We start from the raw sequence: 23314 nt of genomic DNA, 5'->3' as shown, positions 1-23314 counted from the left end.
TGTATAATGGGCATCAACCGCATAAAAAGCTTTCTAGGGTTCCGCAGCTTTAGGCTGGCCTGGTCCGAGAGAAGGCGGCAGTCTTCGGACTGTTGACACGGAGGGACAAAAGCCCGGGAGAATAGCTGCATTCAGCAGTTTATTCTTCCGGGTTTTTTACGTTTATCTACCGGGCTGCGGGAAACATAGAACCATAAGGAGGAGAAACCATGGACAGAAATTGGGCATCTGTCGGTATAGCGGCGCTTTTCGAGGTGGGCTGGGTGATCGGGATGAAGCATGCGGAGGGACTGGTTGAAATCACCGGAACCGTTATTGCCATTATCGCCAGCTTTTATCTGATGATCCGGGCTTCCCGGGCGCTTCCGGTAGGTACGGTGTATGCGGTGTTTGTCGGGCTGGGAACCGCCGGAACGGTGGTTGCGGAGCTGCTGCTTTTTGATGCGCCGGCAAACGGGTTGAAGATTCTTCTGATCGCGCTTTTGCTGGCCGGGGTTACCGGCTTGAAGCTGCTCAGCCCGCAACCAGAAACGGAACAGGAGGCAGGATAAACCATGGAATGGATGTTTCTCATATTGGCCGGATTGTTTGAGATGCTTGGTGTAGCCATGATTAATAAACTGAATAAGGAACGGAGCTGGAGAGCCTTCCTTTACATGGCGGGCGGTTTTGCGCTAAGCTTTCTTTTCCTGTCCCAAGCCATGAAGGTGCTGCCGATGGGTACAGCTTATGCCATATGGACGGGCATCGGGGCTTCCGGCGGTGCGATTCTCGGAATGGTGATCTACGGAGAGCCCCGTAATTTGCCGCGGGTTCTTTGTATCGCAACGGTGCTGGCCGCCGCTGTGGGCTTAAAGCTGGCGGGGTGATTGGAACCGACACGCCAAAACGTGAATAAGCAGGTAAACACTTAGAGTGCGGTCTAAGGTTTTACCTGCTTTTTTATATGTAGTGAGGCAATGAGGGAGGCCGGGCTTCCGGTTATCCCGGTATTTCCTTCGCGCTTTTCACCGGCTTGGCCTCCAGCCTCAGGAACTCAAAGCTGACGCTGCAGCTTTTGCCGATGGGGGCTTGGGCCAGGATACCTGCCTTGATTTTCTCCGGCGCATCCATGCTGAAGTAGCGGATCAGCGTCCAGGCTGTACCATCCAATGAATAATAGAAGCCGAAGCAGCTGCCGGACCGCAGCACTCTCAGGTAGGGCTGAACCTCGCCGATGACATGAGAGGGACAGTCATCGGAAACCGCTCTTGTGACAACGCTTACAATGGAAGGCCCCGTTTTCCAATTTTCGTAACACAGCTTTGCCCAGCGGGCTTCGTCCGCCATAATCAGCAGGCATCCCGCATCATACCACTTTAGCATTTTGATGCCAACCCGTGTGGTCAGATCAAAATCCCCCTTTACCTCCGCATACAAGAATGGCGCTGTCACATCAATGCTTCCGATCTCCGGATCATTAAAAAAGTTAGTGGACCGCGGAGCCTCCACCACCAGCCCCTGAGGCCCAAAGCTCCACTTCTCCGGCTCATTCAGCCAAAAAAGGCCGTTGGCCATTCGCATGCCTTCCATTCCCTGAAACAGATTCATTCCATTCCAGCTCCCGTTGTTATAAGTTTAAGGTTCTGCAGATATGTCCATTGTTTTTTGTTCGCGCAGGATGTCCGACTTCATCGTATCAAATAAACTGCTTCTTTTCCAGCATTTAGAAAGCGCGCTTTTTTCCGGAGAGGGCTTAGGCCTCTCTTTTTTTGTTCATATTGAGTTCATAAATCTGCGATACCATGCCAATATCAACGGATCAGGGAGGCAATGGAGATGGAGAAAAAGAAAAGAGAGGCAAGTGCCGCCGGCGGACAATGGGCGGTGGAAGCCAGCGGGCTGGTCAAAACCTTCGGGGACAACCGGGCCGTGGACGGGGTAAATCTGCATGTGAAGACCGGCAGTATATACGGGGTGCTTGGACCGAATGGGGCAGGTAAAACCACCACCATCCGGATGCTGGCGACGCTGTTAAGGCCGGACGCGGGTTCGGCGCAGATTTTTGGGCATGATGTGGGAAGAGAGCCGCATATAGTGCGGCAGCTGATCGGTGTCACGGGGCAATATGCATCCGTGGATGAATCCTTAAGCGCCACGGAGAATCTGGTGATTTTCTCCCGGCTGCTTGGGTTGTCCCGGGTGGACGCGAAGAGGAAGGCGGCGGAGCTGCTGGAGGAGTTCGGTCTGACAGAGGCAGCGAAGCGGCCCCTGAAGAATTTCTCCGGGGGAATGCGGCGCCGGCTGGATCTGGCCGCCAGTCTTATCGCCCAGCCGCCGCTGATCTTTCTGGATGAACCGACTACCGGTCTTGATCCCCGGACCCGGGCCCAAATGTGGGAAACCATCCGGCGTTTGGTCAAAACGGGCTCCACTGTGCTTTTGACCACCCAGTATCTGGATGAAGCGGATCAGCTGGCGGACCGGATCGCTGTTATCGACCGCGGCCATGTGGTAGCGGAAGGTACGGTGGATGAGCTGAAAATGTCGGTAGGCACTGCATCCCTGCAGCTGCGGGTGGCGGAGCCGCTGGAAACGGAGCATGCACGACGGAAGGTGGAGCAGGTGCTGCAGGTGCGGGCGGCGGTTTCGGCGGAAGCCGGAAAAATTACGGCACCAATGTCCGATCCCGACAAAGTTGCGGATCTGCTTATCGCCCTCCGGGAGGACGGAATCCGCCTGGCGGAAATGAGCATGCAGAAGCCGACGCTGGATGAGGTGTTCCTGACCATTACCGGAGATGCGCCGGCAGAAGATAAGCCGTCCGGGCAGCACGCGGCAGCACATCAATTGAAGGAGGCAAACGTATGAGCCAGACCACCATTACACCCGGGGCAGCCCGCCAACTGAAAAGCCGCAACAGCCTGGGCCAGACGATCCGGCATTCCTTGACCATGGCCTACCGGGGTTTGCTCAAAATCCGGCACACACCGGAACAGCTATTTGATGTTACGATTCAGCCGATTATTTTCACCCTGATGTTCACCTATATCTTCGGTGGTGCTATCTCCGGGGACGTGGCCAGCTACCTGCCCATAATTATTCCCGGGATTTTGGTTCAGACGGTTATTACTACCTCGGTCGTCACGGGGGTCCAGCTGAGGGAGGATATGGACAAAGGGGTGTTCGACCGCTTCAAGTCCCTTCCCATCGCGCGGATTGCCCCGCTGGCGGGGGCTCTTCTGGCGGACACGGTCCGTTATACCATTGCCACTGTGCTGACCTTTGTCATGGGATATCTGATGGGCTACCGTCCTGCGGGAGGCGTGGAGCATGTGGTGCTTGCAGGGCTTTTGGTTATAGGCTGCTCCTGGGCCATCAGCTGGATTTTTGCCTTCTTTGGAGTGATTGCCCGGACGGCCTCCAGTGTACAGGGGATGTCCATGATCATTCTGTTTCCTCTGACCTTCTTATCCAATGCTTATGTGCCTGTGGAAACCATGCCCAAATGGCTTCAGTGGTTTGCCAACCTCAACCCCATCTCCCATCTGGTGAGCGCCGTCCGGGAGCTGACCAATTCCGGCAGTGTGGGCAGCGATCTGGTAATCTCCCTGGTGGGGGCGGCTGTAATTGTGGCGGTGTTCGCTCCGGCAACCGTGCGGGCATATATGCGTAAGGCATAGGGCAAGGCAGAACGCCGGCAACGGCGTTTTTGCTGCAGCCGGGAGGCTTGACTAGGCGATATCAGGCAAGGTTTTCGTGGAGGTGGCGTTATGACCCGGATATTGGTCGTGGATGACGACTTGCATATACGTGAAATGGTGCGGCATTTTCTTAAGGTGGAGGGCTGGGAGGTGCTGGAGGCCTCGGATGGGCGGGAGGCTCTGGCTGTGCTGGCGGATACTCCCGCGGATCTGGTGATCCTGGATATTATGATGCCGGGTATGGACGGCTGGGAGCTGTGCCGCGAGCTAAGGGAGCAGGAGGAGAATCTGCCGCTCCTGATGCTGACCGCCAAGGGGGAGGCTGCCCAGATTGTGAAGGGTTTTGCCCTGGGCACGGACGATTACATCGTCAAACCCTTCGACCCCATGGTGCTGGTTGCCCGGGTCAAGGCGCTTCTGAAGCGGTACCGGATTCTCTCCTCCCAAATGGTGCAGCTGGGAAGTCTGGTGCTCCGGCGGGACACGTACCAATGTATGGACGGTGCGGAGGAGATTACGCTCCCCTTGAAGGAATTCGAGCTGCTGTTCAAGCTGGCGGGTTATCCCGGCAAAACCTTCACCCGGGACCAGCTTATTGAGCAAATCTGGGGGTATGATTACGAAGGGGATGAGCGGACGGTGGATGTGCATATTAAACGGCTGCGGGAGCGGTTCCCGGAGGGGAGCCATACCTTCCGGATCAGCACCATCCGCGGTTTGGGTTACCGGCTGGAGGTTATCCAGCCATGAAGGACAGACGAAGTGTTCTCCATTTTGCCGGCGGTGTCCTGATGGTCATCGGGTTTCTCCTGCTGTGCTGGACAGGGATGTACATGGTGACCGAAGCTGTTTATGGCAGATTGGGCTGGGAGCCGCACGGCCTGCTGGCCTTTCAGATCAATGCGGTGCTAGGCTTTATTCTGTTCGGGGTCGTCATCTCGATAATCGGGCCGCTTCTCCGGCCCAATGAGCATAAGCTGTTTACCGAGCTGATTGAGGTGATGCGCCGGATTTCCCGCGGCGATTTTCAGGTGGACCTGGCTCCCATGCTGGACCAGATAGGGCGGCATGAACGGGAGCGGCATCCTTTTGCCCAACTGGTAACCACTATTGATGACATGGCGGCCAATCTGAAGGAGATGGAGGAGCTGCGGCAGGAGTTTATCTCCAATGTTTCCCATGAGATCGGCTCCCCCTTAACCTCGATTATGGGCTTTGCCAAAGCGCTCAAAAGCGGTGCGCTGGACCCGGAGGAGCGGGAGCGTTATCTGGATATTATCGAGACGGAATGTATCCGGCTCTCCAAGCTCAGCGACAATCTGATGAAGCTGGCGGTGCTGGATTCGGCGAAATCATCCGTCCACCCCGGCACCTACAGGCTGGATAAGCAGCTTATTTCTCTTATTCTGGCCTGTGAGCCCCAGTGGGAGGCCAAGGATATTGAGATGAATCTGGAGCCCGGGGAGGTGGTGATTACCGCTGACGAGGACTTAATGAGCCAGGTATGGCTCAATCTGCTGCATAATGCCATCAAATTCGCTCCACATGGCGGGAGGATCAACGTCACCGTTTCCCGGGAGGGCGGTTATGCAGCGGTGCGGGTGGCGGATAACGGGCCGGGGATTACCGGAGAGGACCAGCCTCGTATCTTCGAGCGGTTCTACAAAGCGGACAAATCCCGCACCCGGTCAGGCGGGGGCAGCGGCCTGGGCCTGTCCATCGCACACAAGATCGTGGAGATGCACGGAGGCACCATCTCTGTAGCTAGCCGGCCGGGGGCGGGGGCGGTCTTTACCGTTCTGCTGCCGACAGCGGCTCCGGGGGAAGGTTAGCCGTGAGTCGGGGCTGGGAGATACAACGAAATTCAGTAGTTGGCTGGAGCTACAACGGAACTCAGACGATGGCTGGAGCTACAACGGAACTCAGGAGCTCTTACAGCCTAAAAATTGGTGTTTGGGGACGTTAACGGAACTGAGAGCCCCTTAGCTGGGATTCTGGCGGTAATTTGTATGGATTTTGTGTGCTAAGAGCGTCTCAGTTCCGTTACGTTTTGTTATTGCTGTAAAATCCCCTTTAAGGGCTTCTAAGTTCCGTTAGCGGGGGACGGAGCCTTGTTCAACCCTCTTGGAGCCTCATGGAGATGGAAACCTCGCTGCCTCAAAATTTGTCGCACGCCCAACGCTCATGATAAAGCCTGAGGGTCCACTTTGAATGATGAAAAGCACAGTAACGGAATCTCCCGCATTTAATTGTGCAATCGTATTAACGTTCATAAAATTATCGCCATTGCTCCCTGCAGCTATCAGCTTTGAAACCTCAACCACCTGGATATTATTGACCGCTATACTTAAGTAAATAAGACTTGCCGTTGAATTGCTAAATGGATTATAACCGACATTCGCCGAGATGGCGTAAACACCGGATTGTGCAGGGACAAAAACGGAAGGCGAGTATTCATTATTCAGATCAAATATTTCATTGGGAAACGATACGGTTACATAGGTGCCGCTGCTTACGCTTTGGAGGGTAGTGTAGCTCTCTGCCCGGAACGCAGATTGCGGTACTGTAGCATTTGTGCCTGCAGCACCAGTCGGCCCGGTAGCCCCGGTGTTGCCCATAAGGCCGGCAGGCCCGGTGGCTCCGGTGTTGCCCATAAGGCCGGCAGGCCCGATGGCTCCGGTGGTGCCTGCAAGGCCAGTAGGCCCGGTGGCGCCTGTGTTGCCCGCAAGGCCGGCAGGCCCGGTGGCGCCGGTAGCGCCTGAAACTCCTGCAGCTGCTAAAAACACCAAATCATCAACGAGCATTGGTGCCCCTCCCGCCTGGGCTTGTGTGCTTATAATCACGTATGCCCATGCTGTACCTGCGGGGGAAATGGAGGTTGCGGCATAAATTTCGCGCCAATTCTCTTCTGTAACATCCGGGAGCCTGTTTGCCGGAATCCTCATATACAAAGCCAAACCCAGATCCTGATAGGAAGCATCGAAGTATGAAACCTGAATGATCACTGGCGACGAGATGGAAGTCCCTGCCTTACCCAATGACACCATCATTTCATATGAACTGCCAGGGGTTACAGAGATAAATTGGCCAACGTATCCAGAGGCAGCGGAGGGAATAAGTGCAGCATTCATATAAGAATGCGACTGCTGGGTGGTTATAACCGCATTCTGTGTAACCCATCCCGAAAGCCCCGATTCAAAACTTCCATTAAAAGCCAGGTTCACGATCCCCACATTGCCACCCCCTATCAATTAGTATAAAAGAAGATTGCTATAACTATTTTATGTGCAGTCAAAACAGCCCGACACGACCATTAACACAATGTGCTTTCCTGATAGAGAGATTTCAGCCAAACCAAAACGCCAAAAACCGCCGGAAGACTTCCAGACGGTAAGGGTTATGCATATGGGAAGTTAGCAATTTGATTAAATCTTATATTCTTTCAAAGCTTTTTTATGAAGTCAGTCGCGATATGGAATGCCTTTATTCGGCGTACGGTTAGTGTTTCCTGAGAGGAGCCTGCTTTCAGCTTTGGCAGCACGTCTTGGCACCGTCTTATCATTGACGCAATTGTCTCAACAGCTTCTTCCAGTTCTTCCTTCGTCATTTCTCCCTCGAATGATTCTTCTCCAACAAGGCGCATGGATTCCCTTTTGATCAACGCAATTGAGATATAGTATGCCTTTAATTCCCGGACAAGCCTTGTATGCTGGAAAGTACCTGCCGTTAACTTCTGTTGCGCTTTTTCACACTTGTTAATCGTGGAAGTGATAGACCGGAGTGCTTCCTCCATTTCCTCCTTCGTATATTGACCCATGGCGAATCCTCCTTTTATAAAAAGAAATATTACCAGCATCATAACATTCGGCAGAACAAATTGCCTATCTTCTTCAATAGAAGCGTGTGGCGGGTATTTTCCTTTTTTGTAAAGTATTGATTGCTCTTCTGGTTGATGGTACGATGGATAGCCGATTGTGAAAACAAAAAAAAGGAGCTGCCATGGACGAAAAAACCTATTACCTGGTTTATGAAGAGCGATACAAGCTGGTGTATGAGGCAGGAGTGGAGAGATGGGGGCATGGGGAGGATGATGTTGGGCTTCGGGCCAGCTTGACTGAATGGGTGGATCGCTGCAATCTGAGAGGGAAACGGGTTGTGGAGTTTGCTTGCGGGGAAGGGGCATCCGGAGTCATCTTGTCCCAGCTGGGCTGCCTGTATCACGGAGTGGATGTGGCTCCCTCGGCTGTCGCCAAAGCCCGAGCCGCCTTGGCGGGTTATCCCGGGGCAAAGGTGACCGTTTTGGACATGGCGCATGAACCGGTGGAGGGGCAATATGACGCTGCCCTGGATGTGATGGGCTTCCACATGTTGGTGGTGGATGCGGACAGAGCTGCTTACTTGCAGAATGTTCACTCCTGTCTGAAAAACGGTGCGCCCTTCTTTCTGTTCCGGGAATCTTACCGAGAGCATGCGGATGACAGCCCGGTGGATTCCTTTGAACGCTGGCTGAAGCTTACCGGAGATGATTACCGGACGCCCCAGACCCGCTGCGCCGGACCTGCCGATGCGCAGGTTGAAGTGCAGATTCCTATGGTCCCGGCCCGGGCGAAGACGGAGGCGGGTTATCGGAAGGAGCTGCTGGAGGCAGGCTTTGTGGTGGACTGCTTCCAACCGATGATGACGGACATGCAGATCGTTTCTTCGGCGGCAATCTATGCGCATAGGCCGTAGACGCACTGAAGGAGCGCAACGAACTCAATGAACTCGAAAAAACGAGTATAAAACGCCCAAAACCGTGCTAAGAGCTGCTTTAACTCGAAAAACCGAGTACAATATGCCCAACGCGGACCCTGGGGCCGAATTAAGCTCGAAAAACCGAGTACAAAGTGCCCAAACCCGGGCCCAGAGCCGGATTAAACTCGAAAAACCGAGTTCAGTCTCACCCCTCAAAACCGAGTTAAACCCAACCCCAAAAACCTCCCCTTACGGCACCGGGCCGCGCAGGAGAGGTTTTTTGAGCTTCGCCTTACTTTTTCACAACGGGAATCCACACTTCGGAGACGTAGCGGCCGTTGCCCAGATTATGGTACATCTCGAACTCGGGGCCCTCCGCATGCTCATACCCCGAGGTGGGGAACCATTCCGGATAGATCCGTTTCCATACTGCTTGAATGGCCTCGGTGGTTTGTTCATCCGTATGCTCTCCGGTAGGGAAAATCGCCCACGTCAGCGCTGGCACCTCCAGCACGGCAAAGCTGCCCGTGTCAGCTTCCACCGGTACCACGGCTCCGATCATATACGTAAAATACCGTTCACGGAAGTTGTACAGCGCTGCATGAAGCATATCCTTGTTTTTGTCCAGCCCGAAATGGTTGCTGAGACGTTCCAACGAACCGTCCGCAAACCCCGTCTCCCACATCTTGGGGATATCTGCGTACTGCTTGCCGTTGGCGCAGTCCATGTCAGCTGTAAGCCCGGCCATTTTAAAAGGCTGCTTTTCCTCAATACGATAATTCATTTCTACATCTCCTCGGATTGAAATATGGAAGGAGAGCCTGGGAAAGGCCTTCAGTGCAGCACCTTTGCCGCGGGCTGCCGTGGGCATGATCCCGTGAAGCTGCTTGAACGCCCGGGAAAATGCCTCCGGCGAGTCGTAGCCATATTTCAGCGCCACATCAATCACCTTGACGTTCCCCTCCTGCAGCGCGAAGCCTGCCAGCGTCAGCCGTCTGCGCCGGATATACTCGGACAGATGAACGCCCGTTATGAACGAAAACATCCGCTGGAAATGGGTCACCGAGCAGCAGGCGCGTTTGGCCGCTTCCGCCGGGTCCACCTCCTCTTCAAGATGGTTTTCGATATAGTCCATGGCACTTTTCATCCGGTCCAGCCACTCCATAGCATCTCCTCCTGTAAACCCAGTGTATCAGGACCGCAGCGGAAAAACCGTGCAGCAGCCGACCCGAAATGATCATGGTCTTTATTATACCCGCTATGGAAAAGGGCTGGTAGTGCATCTACCCCCTTGTACCATGTATAATGAAAGTATATACAACCCACAGGAGGTTCGACGTTGAGAAAATATAATTACATGCGCCCGATTCTGCTGATTGTAACCGCTCTTTTGGTAAAAAACCTGGTGACTCTTGTATGCGGTCTGCTAGGGATGGAGGCGGCAGCGGCAGAAAATATGGGTTTTATGAGCATGGTCCTGGCGGCACTCATTCTGTATATCCGTATGACCAAATCCCGGCGCAAATAATCCGGAGCCAGAACCAGGGAATCCTGCTTGCAAAAGCAGGATTTTTTCCGTACCTGTTGACCCTCACCTAAGAGGAGGCCTTATTCTGTTTTCAGAAAGGAGGTACACCATCTGTACACCGTGAAGGATGTTTCCGTTTTGTCGGGAGTGACGGTCAAGGCACTCCATCATTACCACAAGATTGGCCTGCTTCTGCCCTGCGGGATTACGGAGGCCGGGTACCGTTTATACGGGCAGGCGGAGCTGGAGCGGCTGCAGCAGATACTTTTTTACCGGGAGCTGGATTTTACACTGGAGGAAATCGGGCAACTGTTAAGAGGCGAAACCAACCGCGCCGCCATTTTGGAAGGCCAAGAGGAACTGCTGCTACTTCGCAAACGCCGGTTGGAGACCATCATTGACACATTGCAGCACTCCATTGCCACAAGCAGAAAGGGAGATACGATGAGCGAAAAGGACATGTTCCGCGGCTTCAATAATGAGGAAGAATGGAAGGAAGCACTCCGTGAGCAGTCGGAGCATCTGGAGAAGGAATACGGGTTCGACCTGCTGGAGGCTAATCCTGTGGAAACCGCCCGGATGAATGAGCTGGCGGCGGAAGCGGCGGCATTTATGGACGGAATGGCCAAGGCGCTGCAGACGGGTGTCCGGCACGACGATCAGCAGATTTTGGGCTTAATCGGCAGCCATTTATCCTTCTTGGGAAACCATGGACTGGGCGCAACTGCAGAAGAATTTGCCGTGCAGACACGGTTTTTCCGGGAGGATGATTTCCACCGGAGCATGCTGGAGAGCCAGCAGATCGGGTTATCCTATTATTTGGGGGCCGCCTCAGAGGCTTACGCTGCCGTTCATGAATAGTGTCCTGCAAGATCCGTTCCGGATATGTCGGGAAGCCTAATCCATCTTCCTGTTACGATGAATATGAAAGGAGGCTGAACAATATGGAGCCGCTTATGCAGCTGAACGAAGCCATGCGTTATATCGAAGCCCATTTGGAGGAAGAGATTGATTTTGACCGGGTGGGCCAACTGGCCTGCTGCTCGGAATATCACTTCCGCAGGATGTTTTCTTTTCTAAGCGGACTGCCGCTGGGGGAATACATCAGGCGCAGGCGGCTGGCGCAGGCGGCGCTGGAGCTTCGGGACACGGGAGTCAAGGTCATTGATCTGGCTCTGAAATATGGCTACGATTCGCCGGATGCGTTCACCAGAGCGTTCCAGAATCTTCACGGCTTGACTCCTACCGAGGCCAGAAAACCCGGAGCCAGCCTGAAGGCCGTTCCGCCCATGACCTTTCAATTAACCGTTACGGGAGGAAATGATATGGATTACCGCATCATCGAAAAGGAAGCATTCTCTATTACAGGTTTGCACAAAAGAGTACCGCTTCAATACAATGGAGTGAATCCGGAGATCGCCAAAATGTGGGCCAGCCTGACTATGGAAGACATTGTGGAGCTGAAGGGGCTGTCCAATGTGGAGCCTGCCGGATTGGTCAGCGCTTCGCTGAACTTCTCCGAAGGCCGCGCCGATGGCGGCGAATTGGACCATTATATCGGGGTAGCGGTGGATGCGCCGCCTGCAGGGAAGTGGGAGAGCCTCGCCGTTCCTGCGGGAGCCTGGGCTGTGTTTACGGCGGTGGGGCCTTTTCCGGAGACGCTGCAAAAGGTCTGGGGAAGCATCTATGCCGAATGGTTTCCCATGTCCGGATACGAGGCCGCGCCTGGCCCGGAGATGCTGTGGAATGAAAGCAAGGACACGTCCAAGCCGGATTACAAAAGCGAAATCTGGATTCCGGTGAAGAAAAAAGGCGGCTGACCCAAGGTTGACAGGCCCGCGCGGATTCACTATACTGGCTGTAGCATATCCAGTATGCGTGGAAAAAGCCCCAGTAGCCGCTTTGTCTCTGTCCCAGAAAGCCGGGGGTGATGGAACCCGGTACACATGAAGCGCGTGAATTACAGCTTTGGAGCATCCCGGCTTGTCCGGGCGGAAAGGCGGACGTTATCCCGCTAAACGAGTGGCTTGAAGGTTTGTTTGGCGTTGCGTTATGTGCGCGCGGCTGAGCTTCAGGCAAAATGGGTGGTACCACGGTTATTACAGCCGTCCCTGTGTCCGGTTACGGGCAGGGGCGGCTTTTTGCATTTTTCTATTACCTCAAAGGAGTGTTTACACGCATGAATATTATTGATGAACTGCAATGGCGGGACGCCATCAACCAACAAACGGACGCGGAAGGCCTGCGCCAATTGACCGAGGAGAAGGCCGTTTCCCTCTATTGCGGTGTTGACCCGACTGGCGACAGCATGCATATCGGCCACTTGATTCCTTTTATGGTGCTCAAGCGGTTCCAGCTGGCCGGCCACCGTCCGGTAATTCTGATTGGCGGCGCCACCGGCACCATCGGTGATCCCAGCGGCCGTCAATCGGAGCGTTCTCTGCAAACCCTGGAGCAGGTGCAGGAGAATGTGGACAAGCTTACCGCTCAGATGAAAAAGCTGTTCCTGACCGAAGGGGACAACCAGATCCGGATGGTCAACAACTACGACTGGACCCACAAGATCAATGTCATTGAGTTCCTGCGGGATTACGGCAAAAACTTCAGCATCAACGCCATGCTGGCGAAGGATGTGGTGGCCAGCCGTCTGGACAGCGGGATTTCCTTTACCGAATTCTCCTACCAAATTCTCCAGTCGCTGGATTACCTGCATCTGTACCAGCACGAGGATGTGCAGCTGCAGATCGGCGGCTCCGACCAGTGGGGCAATATTACCAGCGGCCTGGATCTCATCCGCAAGAAGGAGGGCTCTGAGGCCAAGGCCTTCGGCCTGACCATTCCTCTGATGCTGAAGTCCGACGGCACTAAATTCGGCAAAACCGCTGGCGGTGCGGTGTGGCTGGACCCGGAGAAAACCACCCCCTACGAATTCTACCAATTCTGGGCCAATACCGATGACCGGGACGTGGTGAAATATCTGAAATACTTTACCTTCCTGAGCAAGGAGGACATCGATGCATTGGCCGCCAAGGTGGAGAGCGAACCCCACAAGCGTGAAGCACAGAAGGCACTGGCGGAGGAAATGACCCGCTTTGTGCATGGCGAGGAGCTTCTGGCCCAGGCGCTGCGGATTACCGCGGCCCTGTTCAGCGGTGACATCAAGTCTTTAAGTGCAGAGGAAATTGAGCTGGGTTTCAAGGAAATGCCTACCTTCGAAGGCGGCCGCGAGCCCAAGAATATTGTGGACTGGCTGGTGGATCTGGGGCTGGAGCCCTCCAAACGGCAGGCCCGCGAGGATATTACCAAAGGCGCCGTTTCACTCAATGGGGACAAGATCACCGACTTGGCCTTGGAGATCACAGAGGGTATGGCCATCGGCGGGCGGTTCATTATTGTCCGTAAGGGCAAGAAGAATTACAGCCTAGTGAAGCTGTCCTAGGAGCGGGCACATGAATGGGCCAATGATCGTTACCCTGGCTACACTTGCCGCCGCTTCCGCTCTGTTCATCTCCGGCAAAATCCGCGCCGATCTGGTTGCGGTTGCCGCTCTGATCGTACTGATGCTAGCCGGTGTCCTGAAGCCTGAAGAGGCGTTGGCCGGTTTTTCCAATTCTGTGGTTGTAATGATGATCGGGCTGTTCGTAGTAGGCGGTGGGATTTTTCGTACCGGGCTGGCCAAGCTGGTGAGCCGCAAGCTGCTCCAGCTGGCCGGAACCAATGAGACCAAGCTGCTGCTGATGGTGATGCTGGCTACAGCGTCCATCGGCGCATTCGTCAGCAACACCGGTACGGTGGCGGTGATGATGCCGATTGTGGTAAGCCTGGCTTACAGCGCGGAAACCACACCGGGGCGGCTGTTGATGCCCTTGGCCTTCGCCAGCAGCCTAGGCGGTATGCTCACCTCCATCGGTACACCGCCCAATCTGGTGATTCAAGAGGCATTGAAGGCAGGCGGCTACGGGGAGCTGAAGTTCTTTTCCTTTGCGCCTACCGGAGCGATCTGCCTGGTGACGGGGATTCTGGCGATGCTTTACCTGCGGCGGTTCCTTCCCAAAAACGAAGGTGGTGCAGCGTCCAAGTCGCGGAAGCGATCGGCAGGTGAGCTGGAGAATGAGTACCGCCTGTCCGAGCATCTCCTCCGGGTCCAGGTGAAGAAGGATTCTCCTCTTCTGGACAAAACACTGCTGGAGCTGCGGATACCGGCGCGTTTTCAGCTTACGGTTATTGAGATCCGCCGTAAGATATCGGCGCGCAATCAGTTTTTTAAGACCATCAACCAGGAGGTGGCCGGTCCGGAGAGCATCATCCAGGAGGCGGATGTCCTGTATGTGCTTGGCCCCCGGGAGGATGTGTCGGCGTTCGCGGAGGAATACGGGCTTGTGGTGTTGGACTCCGGGGAGCCGGAGATTTCCGGCGGAAGCCAAGGCGGCGGCGCTTACGCCACCAGCGATATGGGGCTGGCGGAGGTGATGCTTACGCCCAAGTCCCGGCTTATCGGCAAGCTGGTGAAGGAATCCGGCTTCCGGGAGAAATACCGGCTGAATGTGCTGGGCATCCAGCGGAAGGACCAATACATCCTCCATCAGGTGAAGGAGGAAAAGATGCGCTTCGGCGATGCGCTGCTGGTACAGGGCACATGGGAGGACATTGCCCTTCTGGCTTCGACGGCCTCCGAGGTGATTGTGGTGGGTCAGCCCCTGGAGGAATCCCGCAAAATCACCATGGACCGCAAGGCGCCCATTGCAGCAGGCATTCTGCTGCTGCTGATTATCCTGCTGGTGACGGAGTGGGTGCCTGCGGTGACGGCGGTGATGATTGCCGCGGTGCTCACCGTAGCCCTGGGATGTATCCGCGGGATGGAGGAGGCATACCGGGCCATCAACTGGGAGAGCATCGTCCTCATCGGCGGCATGATCCCTATGTCCACGGCTATTGAAAAAACAGGAGCGGCGGAGCTGTTGTCCAGTGGTTTAGTGAACAGTCTGGGCCAGTTCGGGCCGATGGCTCTTTTGGCGGGGGTGTACATCACCACCTCCATTCTGACCATGTTCATCAGCAATACTGCGTGTGCTGTGCTGCTGGCGCCTATTGCCCTGGCCGCGGCCACCCAGTTCGGGGCGAATCCCCACGCGTATCTGTTCGCCGTATCCATCGGGGCCAGCATGTGCTTCGCTTCCCCCTTCTCCACACCGCCCAATGCACTGGTAATGTCGGCGGGCCGCTACAAGTTCAGCCACTACCTGAAGGTAGGGCTGCCCTTGCAAATTCTCATGGGCATCGTGATGATTATTGCGCTGCCGCTGATTTATCCGTTCTAGGTCTGTTTGCAAATGTTTGCAAATCCACGACAGGCGTCCCTTCCGGGGACGTCTTTTTTTGCGAGGGTGGACGAGAGGGAGGAGGCTTGGAGGAGGGCGGTGTTTCGGAAGCGGAGACTCTATTGTAACGATTTAATGCTCGGCGTGTGAGAGGATCAGGTAGAGTCTGGTGTGGGAAGAAAAGTAGAGTCTAGTATCGGGGGGAAGTACAGTCCGGCGTCAGGTTAACCAAGTAGACTTTGGCATCGGGAAACTCAAATGAGGCCCGGCTCCGGTGTACAAATCGCTGCCCGGTGTCGAGACAAAATGCAAAAGTGCATTTATTTTGGAAGGGTGGCGTCAAATGGAGGGCCTATCCTGCAAAAGTGCAGTTATTTGGAGTATAAAGGCCTTCTGAGGTCAGTTGGGCAGGAAATAACTGCACATTTGCATTTGGAGGGTAGGAGAGCCCGAGAATGGGAGAAAATAACTGCACTTTTGCATTCCAGTATCAGCCAACTATTATCGCACCAATCATCTGCCTCTCGGAAAAAACGATTGCTACAGCAAATCGAACCATCGCCACATTGTTCATGTTCGGCGGCTGGCGGTCTGGAGTCACCGCACACGGCTGCTCCGGCATCAACGTCCGCTCCGGTCACAGGCAACTCTCCGGCGGGATTTTCAAGTCATACCATGCTATGAACCCCATGGAGTACAAGGACAAATTTGCCTCAAGCTCAGTGGGCTGGCAGGACTTTTAGCGCAGAACGGGCGGTACTCTTGGGTACCATGTCCAGTTCGTTTCACCCTCCCCATCCATATACTTAAGTGGAGGAAGGAGGTGGGAACATGGCTAATTTGATTTTACCCCGTCAACCTCTTGTATCGTACACCCTGTATAATTACTTTATGACCGCTCCTGCCGGAGGCATCGCCCTGGCGGCGAATACCGCCTCTCAAATCGGGCCGGACACCGCAGGATTTTCCTGGGCGGACAATACAGGCGCAGCGGTCACCGAATTTGCGGTTGACCCCAGTACACCTGCTGTAGGCCATCAGTATGGCATTGAGTTTTATGTCGAAGGGCAGCTGCAACAAAGAAACCTGGTTACGACGGTAACCAACGAAGCGCTGGCACTGACATCCGCCACCGCAGGCACTATACCGGAAGGGTCACGTGTTACGTTGACGATTCTCGATTTCACCGTTTCGTAATCCGCTTCCGTTTTTTGCAGCAGCAAAGCTTCTTTTTCCTCCGGCAGGACTTCGGGGAAGAAGAAGCTTTTTTCTTGGCTGAACGCGGTGCGGGTTGGGATGGAGATGGGGGATAAACGGCGATAAATTCTGCGATAATATTGGCCCCCGCCGGCGGAAGGGTGGAGGTGCGGAAACGAAGACGGCCCGCCCGCAGCCGGTAGGTGAGCGGCGATTGCAGGATGCCATCCACATAAACATGCGCATAGGAGTAGGAGTGAGGGGAGGGGAGGCGGCTGCGGAAACCGGGAGCGGCATCCTTTATGCGAAACTCCCGCTTTCCGCCGGTGCTCCGGGCGTAATAAAAGGTCACCGCGGCGCGAAGCGGCAGACGTTTGGACAACACCTGCTTTAGCTTCCGGCGCTTCGGTTTACATATGGCCATGATGCTCCCTCCTTCCGTTTCCCGATCAGATGTCTCCCATAATAGTTAATGAGCACAAACCCGTTTTCGATACCGTGGTAAAGGCCTATCTTGCCCGGAGTCTAGATGGTGGCAGCTTCATTTCGCCGTAAAGGACCCAGACGCCGCTATTCAGCAAAAAACCGGCGTTTTGCACTTTTTACGGACACACGATCCGTTAATAGGTGTAAAACAGCCGGTTTTGAGGTCGAACTGTTGCAAATAAGGTCCCCTGCGTCCGCCAAATTGGTGAAAGGTAGGTTTGGAGGCGAATAGCGGAACGTGGGTCCGTTAAGTGTTCATTTCCTTAACTGATGATGCTGTCGCAATACTCACATTTAGTTGTTTCGCCTTCCATAATGGTTGTGCTGGCCCCGCAGCCGTGGCACTCAATCGTTTTAGGCTTGGGCGCACGGGAGGGATCTCCTTTATTCTCAGGCTTGTTTGTTTGAGGGTGGCTAACCATTCCAGCCCACTTATTATCTAGTCTTATGATTTGATTGCCATGGATTTCAATACCGGACAGAAGGTTGTTGTGAATCATATGCTTTAACTCATTTCTTACAACCAACGGCCGATGCCCGGTAGCCTGCGCCATTTCCTCTATGAATTTAATACTGTTTTGTGTAATGAGTTCACGATAATGATTGTAACGCTCATTTATTTTGTTGGATTTATTACTCGCAACCCCAAACATGATCATAGATGGCAGGAAAGTGATGGCACATACGAATATTATGAGGACTGGATCGCGTTCCATGGAAACAGCAACTGCGAACAACAATGAAAGTACAAAGAGAAGAAACACAGCCATCAGTTTTAAATCACTGATCTTTTTATGCGGATAATGGCGATGCTTTATGATCCGGTATAACATAAAAAAGGGAAAGAGGTAAGGGAAAAATACACATAAAAGAATCATTATACCGTTTCTCACAGAAAGATCTTCTTCATAATCATCTGCAATCACTGAAGCCATTGCGGCCCTCCTCTAATCCTCTTTATTTCAACGACAACAGCCGGCTGTTCCGTTTGGCCAGGCCGCCCATAATATCGTCCAGCAGCTGACGTGCCAGTTCTCCGTTGCCGGAGTCGCCTTTGCGCCACAAGTGAAGACACTTCTCCAGCTCCCGGATTTGCCATAGCAGGTTTTCCTCGATGGAAATGAGAGAAGCATGTGTGACAGGATCACTGAAACGCGCCTTCTCCGAAGCTTGCTCCAGGAGACGCAGCAGCGGGTCCCCTTTCACAGATGACCATGCCGCCGCTTCCATATGAAGTGCCTGGAGGGACTGCCGGATTTGTGCAATAACGGATGCGGATCCGGTGTTTGTCGTATCCTGATCTTCCGTATACCTTTTATAGCTATTGGCTACAATCAGTGCCGCGGCTAATAGAATAGTAGTGATGCCATGTACAAGCAGATAAGACACAAAAGAAACCTTAAATATTCCCCAAAACAGGACTATGTAGATGAGGAGCAATATCGCATACCCCGCAATAATCGTAAAAGGCAGCAATAGGGCAGGAACCTGCCTTGTTCTGCGACGGTTCTGCACCACTTGGTTTACATAGAAAAAAGCTGCAGCTTCGGACAGAATGAATCCGCTGAGAGATACTCCCCAATATCCGGAGAAGGAGGCTTGAAGTCCGATCCAGAAGAATATAAGGGCAGTGATTAGCAGGGATAGAAGAAATAATAAAGGAATGGTCAAACTGCCGAGCTGGCGGTATTGTTTCACGGATATGACCTCCCTCACAGCAGCTTATGGCCGCATTCAAAGCAGAATTTTTGACCGGGTTTTACCTCATTCTTGCATTGCCCACAGGTTAGAATCATGCTGGTTCCGCATTCCGGGCAGAATTTCGCATCCTTGGTAACGGTATGGCCGCATTTCGTACAGGATTTCCCAAAATCGGCCCCGCATTTGGCGCAGACCTCAGCATCTGCGAGATTATCGGCTTTGCATGCAGGGCAGGGATGATAGGGGTCTCCGCAGTGAGCGCAGAATTTGGAGCCCGGTAATACTGGCTTGCTGCAGTTGTGGCAAAGGATCTCTTCTTGTTGCTTGGCACTCTCCCGCATGGAGCACCCGCAGGATTTGCAGAAGTTGAAATCCGCCGGGTTCACGTCCTTGCACTGCGGACAAACGCGGTGGGGACCGGCGGCCTGAAGCTGGCTGGCCACTTGAGGCATAACGCTGCCCACGGCGTTGCCCAGACCCGAGCCCAAACCGAGGCCAATTCCTGCATTCATAAAAGCAGACTGGCTGCCTTCGTTTTTGGCAGCCTGCTCCAGTGTGTCAAATGCCCGGGCTTGCTGGTAATTAAACCCGAGGATTTCCATCTCCGCTTTTTTGGTGAGGGCTTCCTTCAGACGTTTGGTGGTAGGATCGTCATCCGGCAGATTGATGGATTCGATATTCAGATTTACTAGGCGAAGCCCTGCGTCCGCAAAGGCCGGTGCCACCCGTTCTTCAACGTGGCGGGAGATTTCGGAGATATAGGCGTGTATGTCCAGGATACTGATTTTTTTGTGCAGCAAAAAGGAAGAAATCAGTTCCTTGATATTCATCATTAGAATGCCTCTGAAGTAATTGTACAAGGCATCCTGATTAAACACCGGCATGGTCCCGATAAGTCGGGTGATGAACATCCGGGAGTCGGCAATTTCTACGGAAAGCTGGCCGAAGGCCCGAACGGCCATCATCAGCTGATACTTGGGCTCTTGCAGCTGGATTGGCGCTGAGGTCCCCCATTTGATATCCATGGACCGGAGCTTGTTTATATACCAAACCTCGGCAGTAAAAGGGGATTTGCCGCCGAAGGGAAGATTGACAATGTTGGAAAGCACGGGAATATTCTCCGTGGATAAGGTATGCCGGCCTGGCCCGAACAGGTCCAAGGCTTGGCCTCCTTTGAACAGAAGGGCTTCCTGTGACTCGTTGACAATAAGCTGAGTCCATGTACCTAACTCCTGATGGGGATACTTCCAGACCAATACGTCCGGAGGGCCGTCGTATTTTAATACGCGGATGATGGCCATGTTTGTTCTCCTCTCAAAACTGGCAGTACGCAGTATGTAAATTTATTCCGGTATAGGTATTCGACAAAACCCTCCAAATCCCTGCCAGCACCCTTCACTCCTATTCCAAGGATTTCCCATCGTGATGCCCGGCATCCTGAACGGGTTCGATGGGGAAATACAGGTCGCATTCGCAATACTGCCTGCTGCATCGGGTGTAGTCGATGCGTTCGAAGCTGAAGATTTCCTTCAGCTTCATCTGTACGGTAGGCATCCAGACCTCGAACACCTGATGCCAGATATCCTTTAGGGTCAACGCGGAAATCTTCTCAGGGTGATGCTGGCCGATATAAGTAAAGACACCGTAACGGTGAGCCTTGATCTCCCGCTTAAGCATATCTGCCGGGATAATGCTTGCAGCGTCGACGGCAAGTGAGGGCATATAATAGGTATAATCGGCTGCTGGCTCAGGCACACGGGTTAAGCCGATGTAAACATCCTTTTGTAAGGGATGCTGAATCCGCTGCCGGTGGTGCAGGAAAAAGTCCACCCCCAGCTTGTTGGAGGTTTGGTTCAGGTGGTTATCCCGGATATCCACTCTGTGCTCTCGGCCTGCCACCACAAAAGCGGGTAAAACGGCTGTGCTGCGGTAGAACATGATCCCCTCTGAGGCACGCCGCAGAAAATCCCCGTTGAAGCGGTCTAGAACCTGGAGAGGAACGGGGCGGTTCCGCCACTGGGCCGGGGTTACGCCGAACTCATTCTTGAACACACGGCCGTAGGTCCGCTGGCAGCCGAAGGAGTATCTCCAGGAGATGTACTCCAACGGTTTCCGGCCCTCGAGCAGATCCCCCAGAGAGAGGGCAATCCTTCTTCTTCGCACATATTCCATTAGTCCCGTTCCCGTGGTGCCTTTCCATATCCGCAGCAGATAGAATTTCGATACACATACATGGTCGGAGATGACATCCAGGCAGAGGGTTTCGTCCAGCAAATGCTTTTCCACAAATTCTGTTGTTTCATGGATAATATCCAGCAAGTGATGATCTATCACGCCCCATGCCCCTATCTAAGCAATTTCTGTCCGTTTTTCCAGATATGGATGTAGTATGATGGTACCACATTTTCTTGGCAGGGGGAACAACTGTTTCTATATGAATGCGGGCGGAGGATAAAATGTGGCCAATTGATCCATTGGACGGAATGCGCAGCAGTATCCAGAAGAGATTTCCGCAAGCCAGGCTTTCTTCACTTCCGGGCGGCGGGACAAATACCTGTTTCATGCTTAACGATAACGGCTTGCGGACAGTAGTGAAGGTGGCAATGGTTTCTGAAGCCGGCGCTTCCGTAGAAAAAGCATGTCTTGGTCAGTTGACTGGCTCAGGTTATGCACCGCGGTTGTTTGGAAGCTTTAGGGTTGAGGAGCGGACTGCGCTGCATATGGAGTTTGTGGAAGGCAGAATGATGCTCGAGCGAATTATAGAATACAGCCTCAAGGGGGAGGTTCAGGACATTCTGCCGCTGTTTACTGAATTGGGAGAGGTTCTTGCGGGGCTTCATCATCTTCCTGTTGAACGGGAAGGACTGGAGGAGGGCTGGACAATTCCAGAAATTCAGCTTAGTCTCCCCGATCCCCAGATCTGTATTGAACCCGCACTGACGAAACGCTCTGAAGAGCTGGTTGGCCGGTTAGAGGGAATCAACCCCAGGCAGGTATTGCTCCACGGCGACTATGGCTATCATAATCTATTGATCCGGGATAACGGAGCCTGCTGTCTTCTGGATTGGGAGCTTGCGGGCTTTGGCCATCCCGGAATGGATATCGGGAATGTATTGTTTTGGACTCATTTGCATTTCCCGGAAATCGCCGGAAGCTGTATCAGGGAGTTCCGGAAGGGATACGGGTCTGGGGAGGAGAATGATTCAGCTGACATCCTCCATGCCTTTGTGATTCTCCAGTTGTGGAGGATGATCGCGCTGGTACGTCCGGATTTTAGGGAATCCGTAAAAAAGGAATGGAACCGACGCCTTGCCTGGGCGCTGGACCATTCCTTCTTATAGCATTTACCTATGGATAAGCTGCTCCCGGCGGGGTCCTACAGATACCATGGAAACGGGGACGCCTGTGGACTTTTCCACGAAATCGACGTATTGCTTGGCTTCCTCTGGCAGATCTGCGTACTCTTTCACAGTAGAAATGTCGCATTTCCAGCCGGGAAGGTTCTGCATGATAGGCTCTGCGCCTGCCAGCCGCGCCGTTGCGGGGAATTGCTCTGTGATCTCTCCGGTTGCCAGCTTGTAGGCGGTGCAGACGGGGATTTCGTCCAGATAACCGAGCACATCCAGGTTGGTCAGCGCGGTTTGGGTAGCACCCTGGATCATGCAGCCGTACCTGGTGGCAACTGCGTCGAACCAGCCCATACGCCGCGGGCGTCCGGTGGTGGCGCCGTATTCCCCGGCATCTCCGCCCCGGCGGCGCAGCTCATCTCCTTCGCTGCCAAGCAGCTCGCCGACGAAGGGACCAGCACCCACACAACTGGAATAGGCCTTGATGACGGCGGTGACGCTGCTGATGGCATAAGGGGGCAAACCAGCGCCCACCGGGGCATAACCGGCAAGAGTGGACGAGGAGGTGGAAAAGGGATAAATCCCGTGATCCGGGTCCCGCAATGCACCCAGTTGTCCCTCCAGAAGAATATTTGCGCCGCCGGACCAGGCCTTGCGCAGCAGCTCCGTCGTATCGCAGAGATAAGGAGCGAGCCATTGCCCCTGCTCTGCCAGTCCCTCCGCCCAGGCGGCCGGATCAATGGGCTGTTGGCCATATAAATGGGCCAGCAGTACGTTTTTCTGGTCCAGCAGCTGCTGGAGCCGGCCTTGGAGTGCGCGGCCATCAGCCAGCTCCGCCGTCTGAATGCCCAGCTTCAAATATTTATCCGCATAGAAAGGGGCGATTCCTCTGCGGGTGGAGCCGAAGCTCTTACTGCCCAACCGCTCCTCCTCCAACCCATCCAACAGGCGGTGGACAGGCAGCACAATTTGAGCCCGGTCGGAAATATGGAGCTTCGGTGCCGGTACACCACGTTCTGCCAGCATCTGAAGCTCCGCCTGCAGCACCTCCACGTCAAGGGCCACCCCCGGCCCGATCACATTGCCCACAGCCGGATGAAATACTCCCGACGGCAAAAGATGCAGTGCAAACTTCCCGTAGCCGTTGATGACCGTATGGCCCGCATTGCTGCCTCCCTGAAACCTGACCACATAATCCGATTCCGCAGCCAAAGCGTCGATGATCTTCCCTTTCCCCTCATCTCCCCAATTGGCTCCCACTACCGCGGTTACTGCCATTCCGATGCGCCTCCTTTAGGGTGTATACGCACACCCCAGATT

25 protein-coding genes and 1 riboswitch are annotated in these 23314 nt (G+C 54.1%); of the genes, 15 read left to right on the top strand and 10 right to left on the bottom strand.

Translation table 11 applies throughout. The annotated features are described in order from the left end of the window. The first annotated feature begins 22 nt into the window (after positions 1 to 22). A riboswitch (guanidine-I (ykkC/yxkD leader) is annotated at positions 23 to 122 on the top strand. A gap of 87 nt (positions 123 to 209) precedes the next feature. After that, positions 210 to 551, top strand: coding sequence for a DMT family transporter (locus ACI1P1_RS19810; protein ID WP_416218177.1), 342 nt, complete (start codon positions 210 to 212; stop codon positions 549 to 551). A 3-nt stretch (positions 552 to 554) separates the two neighbouring features. Next, on the top strand, positions 555 to 869 hold the full coding sequence (locus ACI1P1_RS19805; RefSeq protein ID WP_416218176.1) for a DMT family transporter: 315 nt from the start codon (positions 555 to 557) through the stop codon (positions 867 to 869). Between the two features lie 112 nt (positions 870 to 981). Here ACI1P1_RS19805 and ACI1P1_RS19800 read toward each other — a convergent pair whose 3' ends face one another. Then, complete coding sequence (locus ACI1P1_RS19800; protein WP_416218175.1) at positions 982 to 1590, bottom strand: DUF1349 domain-containing protein; 609 nt, start codon at positions 1588 to 1590, stop codon at positions 982 to 984. Positions 1591 to 1818: 228 nt separating this feature from the next. On the opposite strand from ACI1P1_RS19800, the gene ACI1P1_RS19795 reads away from it, so the two are divergent. The 4 genes from ACI1P1_RS19795 (at position 1819) to ACI1P1_RS19780 (ending at position 5515) form a co-directional block, all read left to right on the top strand. After that, on the top strand, positions 1819 to 2850 hold the full coding sequence (locus tag ACI1P1_RS19795) for an ATP-binding cassette domain-containing protein (RefSeq protein WP_416218174.1): 1032 nt from the start codon (positions 1819 to 1821) through the stop codon (positions 2848 to 2850). Then, positions 2847 to 3662, top strand: a complete 816-nt coding sequence (locus ACI1P1_RS19790) for an ABC transporter permease (protein WP_416218173.1) — start codon at positions 2847 to 2849, stop codon at positions 3660 to 3662. The genes ACI1P1_RS19795 and ACI1P1_RS19790 overlap by 4 nt, the downstream gene beginning before the upstream one ends. Positions 3663 to 3752: 90 nt before the next feature. After that, complete coding sequence (locus tag ACI1P1_RS19785; protein WP_416218172.1) at positions 3753 to 4433, top strand: response regulator transcription factor; 681 nt, start codon at positions 3753 to 3755, stop codon at positions 4431 to 4433. Beyond that, a complete protein-coding gene (locus tag ACI1P1_RS19780; RefSeq protein WP_416218171.1) occupies positions 4430 to 5515 on the top strand; it encodes a sensor histidine kinase in 1086 nt (361 codons plus the stop codon). Before ACI1P1_RS19785 ends, ACI1P1_RS19780 begins: the two co-directional genes overlap by 4 nt. Before the next feature lie 300 nt (positions 5516 to 5815). Here the strand turns inward: ACI1P1_RS19780 and ACI1P1_RS19775 are convergent, their stop codons facing one another. Continuing rightward, positions 5816 to 6916 (bottom strand): NTTRR-F1 domain, encoded by a 1101-nt coding sequence (locus tag ACI1P1_RS19775; protein WP_416218170.1) that lies wholly within the window; start codon positions 6914 to 6916, stop codon positions 5816 to 5818. 209 nt (positions 6917 to 7125) lie between these two features. After that, positions 7126 to 7500, bottom strand: coding sequence for a hypothetical protein (locus ACI1P1_RS19770; protein ID WP_416218169.1), 375 nt, complete (start codon positions 7498 to 7500; stop codon positions 7126 to 7128). 182 nt (positions 7501 to 7682) lie between these two features. Here ACI1P1_RS19770 and ACI1P1_RS19765 point away from each other — a divergent pair, with 182 nt between their 5' ends. Further along, positions 7683 to 8414, top strand: coding sequence for a class I SAM-dependent methyltransferase (locus tag ACI1P1_RS19765; protein ID WP_416218168.1), 732 nt, complete (start codon positions 7683 to 7685; stop codon positions 8412 to 8414). A gap of 295 nt (positions 8415 to 8709) precedes the next feature. On the opposite strand, the gene ACI1P1_RS19760 is transcribed toward ACI1P1_RS19765, so the two are convergent. Continuing rightward, entirely contained in the window at positions 8710 to 9582 is an 873-nt protein-coding gene (locus tag ACI1P1_RS19760) for an AraC family transcriptional regulator (protein WP_416218167.1), read from the bottom strand. Positions 9583 to 9756: 174 nt separating this feature from the next. Between ACI1P1_RS19760 and ACI1P1_RS19755 the strand changes: the two genes are divergently transcribed. The 7 genes from ACI1P1_RS19755 (at position 9757) to ACI1P1_RS19725 (ending at position 16460) form a co-directional block, all read left to right on the top strand. Further along, positions 9757 to 9945 carry a hypothetical protein gene (locus ACI1P1_RS19755; RefSeq protein ID WP_416218166.1) on the top strand — a complete coding sequence of 63 codons (189 nt, stop codon included), beginning with the start codon at positions 9757 to 9759 and terminating at the stop codon, positions 9943 to 9945. A gap of 147 nt (positions 9946 to 10092) precedes the next feature. Further along, positions 10093 to 10806, top strand: a complete 714-nt coding sequence (locus tag ACI1P1_RS19750) for a MerR family transcriptional regulator (RefSeq protein ID WP_416218231.1) — start codon at positions 10093 to 10095, stop codon at positions 10804 to 10806. Positions 10807 to 10889: 83 nt separating this feature from the next. After that, complete coding sequence (locus ACI1P1_RS19745) at positions 10890 to 11765, top strand: AraC family transcriptional regulator (protein WP_416218165.1); 876 nt, start codon at positions 10890 to 10892, stop codon at positions 11763 to 11765. 359 nt (positions 11766 to 12124) lie between these two features. Further along, positions 12125 to 13384 (top strand): tyrosine--tRNA ligase, encoded by a 1260-nt coding sequence (tyrS, locus tag ACI1P1_RS19740; RefSeq protein WP_416218164.1) that lies wholly within the window; start codon positions 12125 to 12127, stop codon positions 13382 to 13384. Positions 13385 to 13394: 10 nt separating this feature from the next. After that, positions 13395 to 15263, top strand: a complete 1869-nt coding sequence (locus ACI1P1_RS19735; protein ID WP_416218163.1) for an SLC13 family permease — start codon at positions 13395 to 13397, stop codon at positions 15261 to 15263. 455 nt (positions 15264 to 15718) lie between these two features. Next, positions 15719 to 16006 carry a hypothetical protein gene (locus ACI1P1_RS19730; RefSeq protein ID WP_416218162.1) on the top strand — a complete coding sequence of 96 codons (288 nt, stop codon included), beginning with the start codon at positions 15719 to 15721 and terminating at the stop codon, positions 16004 to 16006. A gap of 88 nt (positions 16007 to 16094) precedes the next feature. Continuing rightward, positions 16095 to 16460, top strand: a complete 366-nt coding sequence (locus ACI1P1_RS19725; protein ID WP_416218161.1) for a hypothetical protein — start codon at positions 16095 to 16097, stop codon at positions 16458 to 16460. Here ACI1P1_RS19725 and ACI1P1_RS19720 read toward each other — a convergent pair. The 5 genes from ACI1P1_RS19720 to ACI1P1_RS19700 all read right to left on the bottom strand — a co-directional run bounded on the left by ACI1P1_RS19720 (position 16447) and on the right by ACI1P1_RS19700 (position 20981). Beyond that, positions 16447 to 16884 (bottom strand): DUF4183 domain-containing protein, encoded by a 438-nt coding sequence (locus ACI1P1_RS19720; RefSeq protein WP_416218160.1) that lies wholly within the window; start codon positions 16882 to 16884, stop codon positions 16447 to 16449. The two genes, ACI1P1_RS19725 and ACI1P1_RS19720, sit on opposite strands and share 14 nt — an antisense overlap. A gap of 325 nt (positions 16885 to 17209) precedes the next feature. Then, positions 17210 to 17881 (bottom strand): hypothetical protein, encoded by a 672-nt coding sequence (locus ACI1P1_RS19715; RefSeq protein WP_416218159.1) that lies wholly within the window; start codon positions 17879 to 17881, stop codon positions 17210 to 17212. A gap of 22 nt (positions 17882 to 17903) precedes the next feature. After that, entirely contained in the window at positions 17904 to 18644 is a 741-nt protein-coding gene (locus ACI1P1_RS19710) for a hypothetical protein (protein WP_416218158.1), read from the bottom strand. Between the two features lie 14 nt (positions 18645 to 18658). Next, positions 18659 to 19948 carry an SPFH domain-containing protein gene (locus tag ACI1P1_RS19705; protein ID WP_416218157.1) on the bottom strand — a complete coding sequence of 430 codons (1290 nt, stop codon included), beginning with the start codon at positions 19946 to 19948 and terminating at the stop codon, positions 18659 to 18661. 100 nt (positions 19949 to 20048) lie between these two features. Further along, complete coding sequence (locus ACI1P1_RS19700) at positions 20049 to 20981, bottom strand: helix-turn-helix domain-containing protein (RefSeq protein ID WP_416218156.1); 933 nt, start codon at positions 20979 to 20981, stop codon at positions 20049 to 20051. Positions 20982 to 21085: 104 nt separating this feature from the next. Between ACI1P1_RS19700 and ACI1P1_RS19695 the strand changes: the two genes are divergently transcribed. Further along, positions 21086 to 21988, top strand: a complete 903-nt coding sequence (locus tag ACI1P1_RS19695; RefSeq protein ID WP_416218155.1) for a phosphotransferase family protein — start codon at positions 21086 to 21088, stop codon at positions 21986 to 21988. Positions 21989 to 21991: 3 nt separating this feature from the next. On the opposite strand, the gene ACI1P1_RS19690 is transcribed toward ACI1P1_RS19695, so the two are convergent. Beyond that, positions 21992 to 23272, bottom strand: a complete 1281-nt coding sequence (locus tag ACI1P1_RS19690; RefSeq protein ID WP_416218154.1) for an adenylosuccinate synthase — start codon at positions 23270 to 23272, stop codon at positions 21992 to 21994. Between the last annotated feature and the right edge of the window lie 42 nt (positions 23273 to 23314).

Source organism: Paenibacillus mesotrionivorans, from assembly GCF_046098205.1.
Classification (GTDB): Bacteria; Bacillota; Bacilli; order Paenibacillales; family NBRC-103111; genus Paenibacillus_AR; species Paenibacillus_AR mesotrionivorans.
The sequence above is the reverse complement of the archived record's forward strand: the minus strand, read 5'-3'. Positions and strand labels throughout refer to the sequence as shown.

What these genes read in the sequence shown, in the direction of transcription:
- ACI1P1_RS19810 (WP_416218177.1), top strand. Translation starts at nt 210, where the DNA reads ATGGACAGAAATTGGGCATCTGTCGGTATAGCGGCGCTTTTCGAGGTG.
- ACI1P1_RS19805 (WP_416218176.1), top strand. Translation starts at nt 555, where the DNA reads ATGGAATGGATGTTTCTCATATTGGCCGGATTGTTTGAGATGCTTGGT.
- ACI1P1_RS19800 (WP_416218175.1), bottom strand. Translation starts at nt 1,590, where the DNA reads ATGAATCTGTTTCAGGGAATGGAAGGCATGCGAATGGCCAACGGCCTT.
- ACI1P1_RS19795 (WP_416218174.1), top strand. Translation starts at nt 1,819, where the DNA reads ATGGAGAAAAAGAAAAGAGAGGCAAGTGCCGCCGGCGGACAATGGGCG.
- ACI1P1_RS19790 (WP_416218173.1), top strand. Translation starts at nt 2,847, where the DNA reads ATGAGCCAGACCACCATTACACCCGGGGCAGCCCGCCAACTGAAAAGC.
- ACI1P1_RS19785 (WP_416218172.1), top strand. Translation starts at nt 3,753, where the DNA reads ATGACCCGGATATTGGTCGTGGATGACGACTTGCATATACGTGAAATG.
- ACI1P1_RS19780 (WP_416218171.1), top strand. Translation starts at nt 4,430, where the DNA reads ATGAAGGACAGACGAAGTGTTCTCCATTTTGCCGGCGGTGTCCTGATG.
- ACI1P1_RS19770 (WP_416218169.1), bottom strand. Translation starts at nt 7,500, where the DNA reads ATGGGTCAATATACGAAGGAGGAAATGGAGGAAGCACTCCGGTCTATC.
- ACI1P1_RS19765 (WP_416218168.1), top strand. Translation starts at nt 7,683, where the DNA reads ATGGACGAAAAAACCTATTACCTGGTTTATGAAGAGCGATACAAGCTG.
- ACI1P1_RS19760 (WP_416218167.1), bottom strand. Translation starts at nt 9,582, where the DNA reads ATGGAGTGGCTGGACCGGATGAAAAGTGCCATGGACTATATCGAAAAC.
- ACI1P1_RS19745 (WP_416218165.1), top strand. Translation starts at nt 10,890, where the DNA reads ATGGAGCCGCTTATGCAGCTGAACGAAGCCATGCGTTATATCGAAGCC.
- tyrS (WP_416218164.1), top strand. Translation starts at nt 12,125, where the DNA reads ATGAATATTATTGATGAACTGCAATGGCGGGACGCCATCAACCAACAA.
- ACI1P1_RS19735 (WP_416218163.1), top strand. Translation starts at nt 13,395, where the DNA reads ATGAATGGGCCAATGATCGTTACCCTGGCTACACTTGCCGCCGCTTCC.
- ACI1P1_RS19730 (WP_416218162.1), top strand. Translation starts at nt 15,719, where the DNA reads ATGGGAGAAAATAACTGCACTTTTGCATTCCAGTATCAGCCAACTATT.
- ACI1P1_RS19725 (WP_416218161.1), top strand. Translation starts at nt 16,095, where the DNA reads ATGGCTAATTTGATTTTACCCCGTCAACCTCTTGTATCGTACACCCTG.
- ACI1P1_RS19720 (WP_416218160.1), bottom strand. Translation starts at nt 16,884, where the DNA reads ATGGCCATATGTAAACCGAAGCGCCGGAAGCTAAAGCAGGTGTTGTCC.
- ACI1P1_RS19715 (WP_416218159.1), bottom strand. Translation starts at nt 17,881, where the DNA reads ATGGCTTCAGTGATTGCAGATGATTATGAAGAAGATCTTTCTGTGAGA.
- ACI1P1_RS19705 (WP_416218157.1), bottom strand. Translation starts at nt 19,948, where the DNA reads ATGGCCATCATCCGCGTATTAAAATACGACGGCCCTCCGGACGTATTG.
- ACI1P1_RS19695 (WP_416218155.1), top strand. Translation starts at nt 21,086, where the DNA reads ATGCGGGCGGAGGATAAAATGTGGCCAATTGATCCATTGGACGGAATG.
- ACI1P1_RS19690 (WP_416218154.1), bottom strand. Translation starts at nt 23,272, where the DNA reads ATGGCAGTAACCGCGGTAGTGGGAGCCAATTGGGGAGATGAGGGGAAA.